This window comes from Pseudomonas sp. SCB32 (genome assembly GCF_009189165.1).
In the GTDB taxonomy this organism is placed as follows: Bacteria; Pseudomonadota; Gammaproteobacteria; order Pseudomonadales; family Pseudomonadaceae; genus Pseudomonas.
The window spans coordinates 2085869-2098555 of sequence record NZ_CP045118.1; the positions used below are offsets into that span (position 1 = coordinate 2085869).

General features: G+C 58.8%; 11 protein-coding genes. 3 read left to right on the forward strand and 8 right to left on the reverse strand.

All coding sequences use genetic code 11. The features are described 5' to 3' along the window. Positions 1-157: 157 nt before the first annotated feature. A complete protein-coding gene (locus GA645_RS09905; protein WP_152222249.1) occupies positions 158-787 on the reverse strand; it encodes a cysteine hydrolase family protein in 630 nt (209 codons plus the stop codon). Between the two features lie 352 nt (positions 788-1139). Between GA645_RS09905 and GA645_RS09910 the strand changes: the two genes are divergently transcribed. The 3 genes from GA645_RS09910 to GA645_RS09920 are packed head-to-tail and all read left to right on the forward strand — an operon-like array spanning position 1140 to position 4994. Continuing rightward, positions 1140-2444 carry a glutamine synthetase family protein gene (locus GA645_RS09910; protein WP_178119511.1) on the forward strand — a complete coding sequence of 435 codons (1305 nt, stop codon included), beginning with the start codon at positions 1140-1142 and terminating at the stop codon, positions 2442-2444. Positions 2445-2501: 57 nt separating this feature from the next. Next, positions 2502-3827, forward strand: coding sequence for an APC family permease (locus GA645_RS09915; protein ID WP_152222253.1), 1326 nt, complete (start codon positions 2502-2504; stop codon positions 3825-3827). Between the two features lie 51 nt (positions 3828-3878). After that, the gene (locus tag GA645_RS09920) at positions 3879-4994 is read left to right on the forward strand and encodes a succinylglutamate desuccinylase/aspartoacylase family protein (protein WP_152222255.1); all 1116 of its coding nucleotides are present in this window, start codon (positions 3879-3881) and stop codon (positions 4992-4994) included. 55 nt (positions 4995-5049) lie between these two features. Here the strand turns inward: GA645_RS09920 and alr are convergent, their stop codons facing one another. The 7 genes from alr to GA645_RS09955 all read right to left on the reverse strand — a co-directional run bounded on the left by alr (position 5050) and on the right by GA645_RS09955 (position 12349). Beyond that, positions 5050-6288 (reverse strand): alanine racemase, encoded by a 1239-nt coding sequence (gene alr, locus GA645_RS09925; protein WP_152222256.1) that lies wholly within the window; start codon positions 6286-6288, stop codon positions 5050-5052. A 334-nt stretch (positions 6289-6622) separates the two neighbouring features. After that, positions 6623-7105: an Lrp/AsnC family transcriptional regulator gene (locus GA645_RS09930; protein WP_152222258.1), complete on the reverse strand. Its 483-nt coding sequence runs from the start codon at positions 7103-7105 to the stop codon at positions 6623-6625. A 76-nt stretch (positions 7106-7181) separates the two neighbouring features. Beyond that, positions 7182-7937, reverse strand: a complete 756-nt coding sequence (locus GA645_RS09935; protein ID WP_218572373.1) for an amino acid ABC transporter ATP-binding protein — start codon at positions 7935-7937, stop codon at positions 7182-7184. A gap of 23 nt (positions 7938-7960) precedes the next feature. Beyond that, positions 7961-8689, reverse strand: a complete 729-nt coding sequence (locus GA645_RS09940; RefSeq protein WP_218572351.1) for an amino acid ABC transporter permease — start codon at positions 8687-8689, stop codon at positions 7961-7963. A 153-nt stretch (positions 8690-8842) separates the two neighbouring features. Further along, positions 8843-9649 carry an ABC transporter substrate-binding protein gene (locus GA645_RS09945; protein WP_152222264.1) on the reverse strand — a complete coding sequence of 269 codons (807 nt, stop codon included), beginning with the start codon at positions 9647-9649 and terminating at the stop codon, positions 8843-8845. 400 nt (positions 9650-10049) lie between these two features. After that, positions 10050-11312, reverse strand: a complete 1263-nt coding sequence (locus GA645_RS09950; RefSeq protein ID WP_152222266.1) for an MFS transporter — start codon at positions 11310-11312, stop codon at positions 10050-10052. A gap of 128 nt (positions 11313-11440) precedes the next feature. Further along, a complete protein-coding gene (locus GA645_RS09955) occupies positions 11441-12349 on the reverse strand; it encodes a DMT family transporter (protein WP_152222268.1) in 909 nt (302 codons plus the stop codon). Positions 12350-12687: the final 338 nt, after the last annotated feature.

Genomic DNA, 12687 nt, shown 5'->3' on the forward strand with positions numbered 1-12687 from the left:
GGTGCGGGTCGGATTTCTGCGTAAAAATCTCTGATCGCGATTGGAAACTGAGTATTTTTTGGAATTTCGCAGGATTTATGTTCTGCGAGGAAAGTTCGCATGGAACTTCGACAAACAGGGTAGGGCGGCGCGGGTGCGGCCGCCCTCGTTGAGCGGATCAGAGGGCTCTGGTGAGCTCGGCGATGACCTGTTCGCGGGTCGAGATCCTGCAGTAGCCGCCGAAGGCGGAAAGCGCGTTCTGGTGGCGCGTCTGGTTATAGCTGGCGCAGGCATCGGAAACGCAGACCATGAAATAGCCGCGGTCGGCGCCGTCGCGGACCGCCATGTCGATGCATTGATCGGTGAGCACGCCGACGACGATCACCGCGGTGACGCCCAGGTTGCGCAGGACATAGTCGAGGTTCGTGGAGTTGAATACGCCCGAAGAGGTCTTGGGAAGGACGATGTCGTCTTCGCCGGGGGCAATGGCTTCCACGACCTTGCCTTCCCAGGAACCCCTGGGTACGAGCAGGCCGGAGAGCTTGTGGTCCAGGGATCGATCACGACCGTCTCGGGTCAGGCTTTCGATCACCGTATAGATCACTTCGCTGCCGGATTCACGGGCGGCAGCTATCAGGCTCCGTATGCCGGGTACCACTTCGTTCATCACCCGGTGGTAGTACTCCGGGTGGTGTTCCTGGATGTAGGGCGAGACCTCAGCGTTCTGGACGTCGACGATCAGCAGCGCGGTGCGCTTGGGGTCCACCAGGGTTGCGCGGGTCATGCCCGTTGTTTCGAGACGCTTCATTGCAGCTTCCTCTTGTTCGGATTGCCGGGTTTTCGAGAGTTCCTGCACTTCATGTGGGGGCGGCATGCGGGTGCAGGATTTCAATCAGCCTGTCTTCCTCCGTCAGCTGAAGCGCTGCCGCAGGTGAGGTGTACAGCGTGCCTATTGCAGGTCGATTTGACGGCTGCTACTGTAACGAACGTTACATAGCCTTATCAAACTATTGTTAGTGAAACGATGGTTTCGTTGACGGGAGCGGGCTCTGTAGACGGCAAGGGAGCGTTGGGCTCCCGCGGCAATCGTTACACCGGCGCGGTCGGCTACAGGCGGCCGCTGCCAATCCAAGAGCGAAAAGACAATGCAAAACAATAAGATGAGTCAGACCCTCGTTCACTTCGTCAGTCACGACTACGCAGGTATCACCCGCGCGAGGACCTTCCCCGAGCAGCGGCTGGAGTCCAATTTGAAGAAGGGGTTGTGCTGGACACCGGCCAACCTGGCCCTGAACCCGTTCGGCAGCATTGTCGAAAACCCATGGGGTGCGTCCGGGGACCTGATCATGATGCCGGACCGGGACAGCGAGGTTTGCGTCTCGGGTGATGACTCGACGAGCCCGCTGCGGTATTTCCACACGGACTTCCTGAACATGGATGGAAGTCCCTGGGAGGCTTGTCCGCGCCAGTACCTGAAACGCCAGGTGGCCGGTCTCGCGGAGCTGGGCATCAAGGCCATTGCCTCGTTCGAGCATGAATTCATGTTCACCGACATCCAGGTTCCGGCCCCGTGTTTTTCCCTGGAGGCCGCAAGATCCGAAGAGCAGCTGTGCTCACTCATCGTGGCGGCGCTCATCGAGGCCGGTGTCGATCCGGAAATGTGCATTCCCGAATATGCCGCCCGGCAGTTCGAGGTCACCTGCAGCCCCGCACAGGCACTCAAGGCAGCCGATCGCGCGGTCAACGTCCGGGAGGTGGTGCGGGAAATCTGTCGACGACAGGGGCGGCGGGTGTCGTTCTCGCCTGTCAGTTCGCTCAATCCCGGAACCAATGGCGTGCACGTCCATGTTTCCCTCTGGAGCGAGGACGACCTGCCGCTGACGTACGATCCCGGCCGGCCGGGCCAGCTATCGGAACTGGCCAGCCACTTCAGTGCCGGCGTACTCGAACACATGAACGCCCTGACGGCGATTACCGCGCCGGGTGTGGTGTCCTACCAGAGGCTGCGCCCGAACAGCTGGAGCGCGGCTTATGCGTGCATTGGCCAGCAGAATCGCGAGGCCTCCATTCGCATCGCCCCCATCGCGCATCTGGATGGCAACGATGCGGCCAGGCAGGCCAACATCGAATATCGCGCCGCCGATGCGCTGGCATCTCCGCACCTGGTACTCGGCGCGATCCTGGCCGCCGGTATCGACGGCATCAAGCGCAAGCTCGCAATGCCGGAGTTGGTCAACACCAATCCGTCATCCATTCCCGCCAGCGAACACGCCCGGTTCGGTTTGCGTGCGTTGCCTGCCGATCTCGATGAAGCCCTGCAGGAACTGGCCGCAGACGAAGTCATCAAGTCCGGCCTCGGGGCGGCGTTATTTGATTGCTATCAGGCGATCAAGAAAAGCGAGATCAGGGAAATGAACAACAAGGACGAGAAGGAAGTTCGCGATATTTATTCTGCTGTCTACTAAACAACAAATACCAACGGGGAACGCCCTGGGTCGTTCCCTTAGTTGAGGAGAAAAGACATGCAATCCCCCAAAGGCGAAGTCGCTCTCAAGCGCACGCTGACCGTGCGCGACATGGTCATTTACGGAATGATATTCATGATCCCCATCGCTCCAATGGGGATATATGGCTACATCGTCAGTGAAGCCAAGGGCATGGCCACAATGGCCTATCTGGTGGGCATGATCGCAATGATCTTCACCGCCTTGAGTTATGCCCGGATGTCTTCAACCTGTCCCAAGGCCGGCTCCATCTATGCCTATGCGAGTCATGCGCTGGGTGCCCGCATCGGGTTCCTGGTTGGCTGGCTGGTACTGCTGGATTACATCCTGCTTCCGGCGCTCTGCTATATCGTTTCCGCGCTCGCCCTGGAGGCAGTCACGGGGCTGTCGAAGTGGCTATGGCTGGCGGCATTCATCGCGTTCAACACCGTGGTAAACGTGCGTGGCATCCATATCACGGCGAGAACCAATGATGTCTTTGCCATCTGCCTGATGACAGTGTTCGTGTGGTTTGTGACCCTCGGCCTCTACATGGTGTTTGGCGGTCACCTGGGGCAGCCATCGATTGCGCCGTTGTACAACGCTGAGACCTTCAGTCCGGGGCTGATCATGAGTGCGGTGTCGATCGCCGCATTGAGTTTCCTGGGGTTTGATGCCATCAGTACGCTTGCCGAGGAGAACTCCGGCAAGCCCAGCGATGTGGGCAAGGCCACTATCACGGTTCTGTTCCTGATGGGGGCCCTGTTCATCATCCAGACCTGGGTGGCGGGCATGGCCTGGCCCGATTTCGGCGCTCTCGCCCAGGACAAGGACAATGCGTTCTACACCATCGCCTACGCGGTGGGAGGTACGCCGCTGAAGATCGCGTGCGCCGTCGCCACAGCGGTTTCGTGGGGATTCTCCTGTGCGCTTGTGGCACAAACCGCCATTTCGCGGATTCTGCTGAGCATGGCGCGTGACGGTCAGCTCCCGGCTGCCCTGGCCCGTCTGCATCCGCGCTATCAGACGCCGTATGTGAGCACAGTGTTCGTGGCCGCGGTGTCCATGCTGGTCAGCGTCCTGTTCATGTCCCATGTCGACTCGCTGACTTCACTGGTGAACTTCGGCGCGCTGTCGGCGTTCTTCGTGCTGCATCTGTGCGTGCTGAACCAGTTCATGGTTCGTACGCCCTCCGGCAACTGGGTAAAAGACGGCGTGGTTCCTCTGATTGGCCTGGCAGTCATTGGCTATGTGTGGATCAGCCTGGATATGCATGCCATGAAGATGGGACTTGCCTGGCTTGCAGTGGGCGTCATCTACCTGGCGATGAACAGCCGGAAAATCAAAAGACTCCAGTTCTCTTAACCATCTTAAGGAAACGGCGCCGCAAGGGCGCCGTGCCCAGGAGCAAGATTCATGCGGCAACGAACTCACGTCATCTCAGGAGCATCGCTGGGCACCAGCAGGGAGGTGCATAGCTTTCATTTTGGAACGGAGGGGGCGCGCAAGGTTTACATCCAGGCCGGACTGCATGCCAGCGAACTGCCAGGCATGCTCGTCAGCCACTACCTGAGGGAGATCCTCCTGCAGGAGGAAGCGAGCGGGAACCTGGTGGGCGAGGTTGTGCTGGTGCCGGTGGCCAACCCGATCGGACTGGACCAGACCGTGCTGACCTACCAGATGGGGCGCTTCGACCTGTACACGGGCGAGAACTTCAACCGGTACTTCCCGGATCTCTCAGTCGAAGTGGCCGAGGCCCTGAAAGGACGCCTGGGGCCCGATGGCGATGGGAATGTCGCGCTGGCCCGGGCCGCACTCAGACTGCAGATCGAAAGGCTGCAACCTGCGAGGCATGTCGATGCCCTGCGCAAAGTGCTTCTGAGCCTTTCCTGTGATGCCGACATCGCGCTGGACCTGCATTGCGACTGCGAGTCGGTACTGCACCTGTATGCTCATCCGGGCAATCTGGAGGAGGTCATGCCGCTGGCGGCCCTGATGGGGGCGCAAGCGACGCTCTATGCCCAGGAGCAGGGAAACAGCCCGTTCGATGAAGTGAGTGTGAGTTTCTGGGTGAAGCTGCAGAACTTGCTCCCTGGTTTCCCCATACCCACGCCCACCATCAGTGTTGCCATCGAGTTGCGCGGGCAGCTTGAAGTCAGCCACCGCCAGGCCCGGGAAGATGCCGGTCGCATCCTCGACTACCTGCGCTTGCAGGGCGTACTGCGTGGGCGGGACGAGGTTCTGGTTCCCCCTCTGTATCACAAGGCAACGCCGCTGGACGGAACCGAAGTGCTGTTCTCGGAAGCGCCTGGGGTGATTGTTTACCTCGCCCAATGCGGTGACATGCTCGAACCCGGTGATCCGGTGGTGGACGTCCTCGATCCCGTCATCGGTGAGACGAAACGCTATTGTGCGGGTGTCAAAGGTGTTCTTTTCGCCAGGCAGAACCGACGCTACGCAATGCCGGGAATGGACCTGGCCTACATCGCGGGGGAAACACCTTTGAGAGGTGGGCATCTGCTTTCGGCATGAGCTCCGGAGGCTGAGTGACAAGGCCACGCTTGGGCGTGGCCTTGTCACTCCCGGGTTATTGATTCTTCAGGATACGAGGGTTGGAGTTGCCCCAGACGGTGTAGAGATCAGCCAGCAGGGCATTGTTGAAGTCCTCGAGTTCGCCTTGGGAGATTTCGGCGGCTCCTTGCCTGCCGAAAAGCACGACTTCGTCGCCTGGCTTCACACCGCCCTTAAGGTCCGTGACATCGACCATGACAGTGTTCATGGAGATCTTTCCGACTGTGGGAACCCGCTGGCCATTGATCAGGACGTAGGACTTGTTCGTGAAGGCCCTTCGATAGCCATCGGAGTAGCCTACGGGAACGTTCGCCAGCAGCGAGTCACGTTTCAGCGTCAGTGTCCGATCGTAGCCAACCGTATTTCCGGCAGGGTAGGCATTGACCGACGCTACGGTGGACTTGAAGGAAAGGACCCTTTGGTATTCCTTGCTGTTCTCGACAGGGTCACCGTAAAGGATGTTCCCAGGCCGAACCATATCCAACCAGGCTTCTGGAACGTTCTGGATTGCAAAGGACGCAGCGGTATGAAGCGTCAATTTAGAGCGATCCAAGTGCGCCGCATCGATCAGCCACTTCGATTGCTCCTTGAATGCCTCAAGACCTTTCAGCACGTCCGATCGTTCCTCGACCGCGAAGTGCGTCATGATCCCCACCAGTTGAATGCCATCGAGCCGGACAAGTGCCAGGGCGTCTTGCTTACCCTTGTCGGTGGAGACCTCCAGTCCGTTGCGACTCATCCCGGCCGAATTCAGGGCAAGGTGTATGCGCAATTTCTCGCCGTGCTTCCTGGCAATCTCGGCCAGCTCACGGGCAAATTCCAGTCCGCCGACGAGCTCTTCCACGTCGTACGGCAGGGCAGTCTCGACTTCGCTCGGGGTGGCGGTACGCACTCGCATCAGGCGACCGGTGAATCCTTTCTCCCTCACGACGCGCGCTTCTTCGTTACTGGCGACTGCTATGCAGGGAACCTTCATGGCGATGACAGAAGGCACGAGAAGGCCAATCCCGTGCCCGTAGGCATCTGCTTTCATGACGGCGCAGATCTGGCTCTTTCCCTGCAACTTAACTTGTAGGGTCCTTATATTGTTTTCGAAAGCCGCCTTGTCAACTTCGATCCATGCATTGGTCGCCTTGACTTGCTCTGCATAGGGTTTATTGGAAGTTTCTGCCGATAGTAACGGTGCAGCTTGTGCGCCACCCATAAAAGCCAGGGCAATTGAAAGAGCCAGCGTCGAACGTGCGTATTTGATCATTCTTGCATTTTCCTTTGCGGCTTGTTGTTTTGATTGATGCATGCTGGTGGCGAAGCGGTTCTCTGGGAAAAGAGAATGCGCAATCTCGCCAGCAATCGATGCTACAGAGCAGTGAATGTGTTTATGTGCGTTTGACGCGATGAGATATATGCTTCCTGCGAATTAGAAGTCGTATATGCAGGAACGCGGAGGCGGTTTCAGATTGGCGTATTTGCGGCAGGACTGGTTGGCTTGAAGGGGTTTGACGTGATTCAGGAAGGTGGCAGGAGGATTTTGCTTGGCCAACTTTCAATAGCTGGCCGGATTGGCTGTTCAAGGAACGGGTTGGCAGCGCTTACTTTATTACTTCAGAGAGACCTGGGATTGGGATGGTAAAGCCAGTCTTCACTCTGTCCATGATGACCATGGTCTTGAACCACTTGATGTTGGAGTTATTATAGAAAAATTGCCGGGTGAACTGCTCATAATCCTCGATGCTCTTCGAGGTAATGATGAGGACGAAGTCTGCGTCTCCCGTGACGTAGTACCCGCTCATGACTTCGGGGGTGTTTCGAATGGACTGCTTGAACTTGTCGATAATGTCGGCTCTTTCCCGCTCAAGGGATACCAGGACCAGCATCATCACGTCTCGGCCAACGGATTTAGGATTGACGATCGAAACGTCTGCCTGGATGACACCTTCGGCCCTCAAGCGTTTGAGGCGGCGCTGAACACCCGTGCTGGAGAGTCCAACCCTCTCACCCAACTCTTCGCTGGAAACCCGGTTGTTCCTTTGAAGCTCGTCAAGCAGTCTCGCATCGATCCTGTCCAGTTCCACGTCTATACCCTGTTAAATTGGACTGTTTCAAATAAAGGGCGGAGGCCAGCCCGTGCTGGACCTCCGGCTATTCATTTCAGCCAAGCGCCTGGCTGGCATTGACACTGGGTTGTAATACCTTTCCAAGGAATGACTTTACCCGAGGATTGGAACAACCGTTGAAAAACTCCTTCGGTGGCAGGTCTTCTTCGATTTTCCCCTGGCTGAAGAAGATGATCCGGTCGGCGACCTCGCTGGCAAACCCCATCTCGTGCGTGACGATCAGCATCGTCATGCCGCTGGCCGCCAGCTTCTTCATGACATCCAGAACCTCCGTGACCATTTCCGGGTCGAGTGCCGAGGTGGGCTCATCGAAGAGAAGTACGCGCGGTTCCATCGCGAGCGCGCGGGCGATGGCGACACGTTGCTGCTGGCCACCCGAGAGCATCGCCGGATACTTGTGGCAGTGATCGGCCATCCCCACGCGCGCCAGCAGGGCTGATGCGACTTCGTGGGAATTGGCTTTGGACAGGCCCCGTACCTTGCGAGGGGCGAGGCATACATTTTCCAGAACCGTCATATTGGAAAAGAGGTTGAAGCTCTGGAATACCATGCCCACTTCCCGGCGCAGTGCCGCCAGGCTGGAAGGTTTGTCCGACACCTCGACGCCATCGATTACGATCGAGCCCGTCTCGTGCTTCTCCAGTCGATTCAGCAACCGAAGGAATGTCGACTTGCCCGAGCCAGAGGCTCCGAGAATGGCGACGACCTCGCCCGGCTTGAAGTCCACCGACACCCCATTGAGGATGTTTGCCGCACCGAAACTCTTGCAGACGCCGCTTACCTTGATCAGGGCTTGTTCGCTCATGTTCATGCTTACTTTCTCTCAAAGCTCAGATGGCGTTCCAGGGCATTGGTGACTTGCGTCAGCCCCGTAGTCAGTACCAGGTAGATCGCGGCCGACGTCAGCAGTACGGGTACAGGCTCGAAGGTCGCGGACTGGATGCGGCTTGCGGCGTTGGAAAGCTCGACCACCCCGATCGCGTAGGCCAGGGATGAGTCCTTGAGCAGGGATACGCCGTTGTTGACCAGGGGCGGCAAACTGATCCGCAGCGCCTGGGGGAAGACGACGGAGCCGAAGATGGTGAGGCGCGACAGGCCGAGCGCATGGGCGGCCTCGATCTGCCCCTTGGGCACCGAGAGCAGGCCGGAACGAATCGCTTCGGCGTTGTATGCACCGACGTTGAAGGCCAGGGCAATCGCGGCCGACGTGAAGTCGCTGAACTCCAGTGCGGGGAAGATTGCCGGCAGCGCGAAGAAGGTGAACAGGATCTGGAGCAGCAGGGGCGTGCCCCGGGCTACCCAGATGTACAGGGAGCAAAGCCAACTGAGCGGCCAGACCGAGGACGTCTTGCCCAAGGCGACCAATGTGCCGATTATCACGCCCAGCACGCCGGACAGAAGGGTCAGTTCGATGGTGACGACTGCCGCCTGAGCGAGTTGATCGGCATTGGGACCGATCGGGTTCGGCACATGCCTCAGTATCCACTCCATACCCACGACGAAAGCCAAGGTAACAAGAATGGCCGCCACAGTCTTGATCATCGATAAGTTTGCGGCTGTTCGAATTATCCTGCTTTGCATGGGTTTGGCGCTTGACGACATTTTACACCTCTTTCGTATATAGCTTGTACGGCGGGGTCAACATGCCCGCCGCGGAGTTTCATAAACTCCGCGGCGGGTAATCGAGAGCAGGAATCAGTTGGTTGCGACGCTTGTCGAGCCGCCCTTGCAGCGGACATCTTCGTTGAACCACTTTTGAGAAATCGCTGCGTAAGTTCCATCGTCCAGAATGTCTTTCAGGACGCTATTGTATTTATCGAGAAGCGGACTATTGCCTTTCTTCACCGCGGTTGCGATTTCTTCATCGAAGAGCATGTTGCCCAGATACAGGGTATGGGTGGAGCCCTGGATCTGGCTGCCCTTAGCCTGGGCGGTCAAGGCAACGAACTTGTCGGTGATCCAGGCGTTGGCGCGGCCGGAGATGAGCGCATTGCGGGCGTCATTGTCGGAAGAGAGATTGCGGACCTGCTTGATGCCCGGCACTTTCTGCACGGCCTCGAAGTAGGTCGAGCCCGTTTGTACCGAAACGGTCTTTCCATTCAGGTCGGCTGCGGATTTGATGTCCGGCCTGGTGGAGACAATGATGCCGCCGGTGCAGTAATGAGGGTTGGTGAAATCGACGGCCTTGGCTCGTTCTGGTGTTACGCCGAAAGAGGCGATTACGAGATCCCAGCGATCCTGGGAAAGTCCCGCGAGCAGGGAATCGAAGGCCATGGGCTTCCATTCCACCTTGACGTTCATGCGTTTGGCGATTTCATTGCCAAGATCGATTTCGAAGCCGGTGAGTTTTCCGCCATCGAAGTATTGGAAGGGAGGGAAGGTGCCGTCTGTACCGATGACTATGGTTCCGCTCTTCTGGATTTCATCCAGAGGGCGGGCGCTTGCTGTTTGGAAGCCGATGGCACCCACCAGGGCAATAGCCATGAGAATGGACTTCTTCATGAACGCAATATCTCCTGATAAATTATTGTTAAGGCAGAGATAGTTTGTGTACGCCTCTTTGTAATCACGACAAACAGGGAGTTGAGTTTGTCGAAGAGTTCGGCCGACCAAGTTGTCGTGAGGCTTGATGAAATTATCTTCGCAATCCGAGCGGTAGTTCTTCGTATTCCGCTGTTTTGTGCAGGATTAATGCGTAGATAAGATTTTTTGCGCAAAAATTGCGCTTGGCCTTGCCGCGTTGAACGGCCGTTATGACATGCGGCCATCCTTGCTATTGCCAATGGCGTTACACCGGGCATGGATGGCGGACGATAACTTTTGATGAGGTTCCAGCAACACACTGTCTGCGATGTGAACTCGCCCGGCCAGGACCGCAACTCGAATCCTTCGTGCAACGGGCTCAGGCATTTTTGGGGCTCTTCAGATCGGCCGCCGCTTCCTCCGCACTGTTCCTGAGGCTGACGACCATCAGCGCCGCAGCCAGGGCCAGCAGGATGGATACCCACCAGAGGCTGTCGTACAGGCCGGTCCGATCGTAGAACCAGCCCCCGAGATAGGCGCCCATCGCGCCCCCCAGGGCATGCCCCGCCGACAAGAGACCCAGGGCGAGCCCCAGCGACCTTATCCCGGTGTGAGCCGAGAGCAGCCCGGCGGTGACCGGGACGGTCGAATAGTCGAAAAGCCCGAACAGAACGGCAAAGGCCAGGAGCAGTTCGTAGTTGTCGCCGATGCGCAGCAACATCAGGAAGCACAAGGCCCGCGCCAGGTAGATCGCAAAGAGCAGCAGCGGCCGATGCATGCGGTCGGCAAGCCAGCCCGCCATGATCATGCCCAGCAGGTTGAATCCGGACAGAATCCCGAAAGCGGTGGCACTGGGAACAGGGGCGAAGCCGCACAGGTTTGCATAGGGCAGGAAGTGGGTTTCGATGACGCCGCTGGTGGTGAATCCGCAGATCAGATAGCTCCAGAACAGGGCGTGGAAAGTCCCGCTGCGGGCCAGGGCAAGGATCTGCGCGCGCACTGAGGAGGAAGGCGCCGGGGCATCCGCCCTGGGGCCGGGCGCATTCGAAATTTTCTTGGACAATACCGCGACTGTCAGTGGGATCAGTAGCAGCGCCGCTGCGCCCAGCCCCCAGAACCCGGCCTGCCAGAACCCACCGGCGATGAGCAGAGAAAGTACGGGGAGGACCAGCAACTGGCCTGCGCTGGAGCCGGACAGGCTGATGCCGGTGGGAAGCCCCGCTCCGCGTGGGAATCGGTGTGCAATCACGGTTGCGAACACGTGCTGCGCGATGCTGCCAAACCCCAGGCCACCCAATAGGCTGAAGCCTGCGAAGAGCAGCCAGACCTGGTCCGGGCTCTCCAGCCGGGCGACGATGAACATGCCGGCGGCCAGCGAGGCGAGGCCGCCACTGAGTACGACACGAGCGCCATAGCGATCGACGACGCTGCCGACCAGCGGGGCCACCAGCGCCATCATCAGCATCGCCAATGCAGCAGCCAGCGACAGCGTGGTCCTCGGCCATTCGAAGCTGTGTTCCCAGATCGGCATCGCCATCGATAGCGCCGAACGAGATGAATAGGAGAGGGCGAGGGTGAAGAAGCCCAGCGCCACCAAGAGCCATGCTCGCAGGGCCTTCGGGGCATCGTTGGTAATCAACATGTTTCGCCTTGATTCGGTTGGGATGCTGGTGCAAGTTGAAGACTGGTTTTCGGGAGGGACTTCGGGTGAGCGCGCGCTGGAGTCCAGGCGGCGATCCTCGATGCTCACCGCTGGAGCAGCATGGCGTTTCAGGTGGCTTCGGGCAGCGCCGGGTCCGCCTTCTTCGGCGGCCGGATCGAGCCGATGTACACCGCCAGGATGGTCAGCAGGGCGCCGCAGACCTGCAGGGTTGAGTTGGTCTTGCCGAGAAAGGCAATGTCGATGAAGTAGGTGATCACCGGCTCCAATAGCAGGATCAGTCCAGCCAGGCCCAGGCTGATGGCACCGATCGAACGGTTGACCAGCAGCCAGCCGACGAATTGCACCAACACCCCGTAGATCACCAGCATCAGCAAGGTCCAACCATCGTGGATCGCCAGGCTTTCGCCATTGGCCAGGGCGTAGGCGAGCAGTACCAGTGCTGCCCACAGGCTCAGGTTGAGCATCTGGGCAATCTTGTCGCCACCGCCGTCCGGCAACTGGGTGTTGATCTTGAGGAAGTACACGCAGATCGCGTAGGCCAGCCCGGAGAGTACCCCGTACACCACCCCCTTGATTCCCACGGCATCGGTCATTTCCGGCATCAGCAACAGGTACAGCCCGATAAAGGCCAGGGTGATCGAGATGAGGAAGTTCACCGAGGGCTTTTCCTTGAGGAGGTAGAAGCCCAGGAAGGTCATGAAGAACACCTGGCAGTTGGTCAGGATCGAACCGATGCCGGGGCCGACGATGTAGATGCTCTGATGCCACAACGCCAGGTCGATGGCCAGGAACACGCCGGCCAGCGCCGTATAGAGCTGCGCCCTGAAACCCCTGAGCCGGACTGGAATGCGGCGAATCTTGAGCAGCAGGAAGAACAGGACCGAGGCGAACAGCATCCTGTAGAAGCCAGCGCCGCCGGCCCCGATCTGGGCGAAGGCCACAGTCAGGGCAGAAAGGCTGAGCATCAACCCGCCGACGGTCAGTTCGAGGATTGCCCGATTGCTGTTAGTCGACATGGGCGAATCCACCGAACGGTCCCAATTTGCCCGGGGTCCCGTCGCACGGCGCCGGAAGAGGGTGGCGATAACGCAGGGGCTGGGACTCAATGTCCGCGAGCAGGTCCAGCATTGGTGTATCCAGGTTCGAGAGGCTCATCGGTATAGGTGCGTCGTGGGATGTGAAGGGAGGCAGGCGATCTGAACTTCGTGCTCGCTCGGGCCGCCGTTTTCGCAGTTGATGGAATGGGGGCTTGAGGGCTCGCGCGTCAGGCGCGATGCGCCGCAAAGCCCTTCCGGGCCGTTCGGTTTCGACTCAGGGGAAATCGTGCGATCAGGTTCGTTGCCCGATGGAAGAT

Excerpts from the sequence above, each read along its gene's own strand:
- GA645_RS09915 (WP_152222253.1), top strand. The coding sequence starts at position 2,502 with ATGCAATCCCCCAAAGGCGAAGTCGCTCTCAAGCGCACGCTGACCGTG.
- GA645_RS09950 (WP_152222266.1), bottom strand. The coding sequence starts at position 11,312 with ATGTTGATTACCAACGATGCCCCGAAGGCCCTGCGAGCATGGCTCTTG.
- GA645_RS09905 (WP_152222249.1), bottom strand. The coding sequence starts at position 787 with ATGAAGCGTCTCGAAACAACGGGCATGACCCGCGCAACCCTGGTGGAC.
- GA645_RS09920 (WP_152222255.1), top strand. The coding sequence starts at position 3,879 with ATGCGGCAACGAACTCACGTCATCTCAGGAGCATCGCTGGGCACCAGC.
- alr (WP_152222256.1), bottom strand. The coding sequence starts at position 6,288 with ATGATCAAATACGCACGTTCGACGCTGGCTCTTTCAATTGCCCTGGCT.
- GA645_RS09910 (WP_178119511.1), top strand. The coding sequence starts at position 1,140 with ATGAGTCAGACCCTCGTTCACTTCGTCAGTCACGACTACGCAGGTATC.
- GA645_RS09940 (WP_218572351.1), bottom strand. The coding sequence starts at position 8,689 with ATGATCAAGACTGTGGCGGCCATTCTTGTTACCTTGGCTTTCGTCGTG.
- GA645_RS09945 (WP_152222264.1), bottom strand. The coding sequence starts at position 9,649 with ATGAAGAAGTCCATTCTCATGGCTATTGCCCTGGTGGGTGCCATCGGC.
- GA645_RS09955 (WP_152222268.1), bottom strand. The coding sequence starts at position 12,349 with ATGTCGACTAACAGCAATCGGGCAATCCTCGAACTGACCGTCGGCGGG.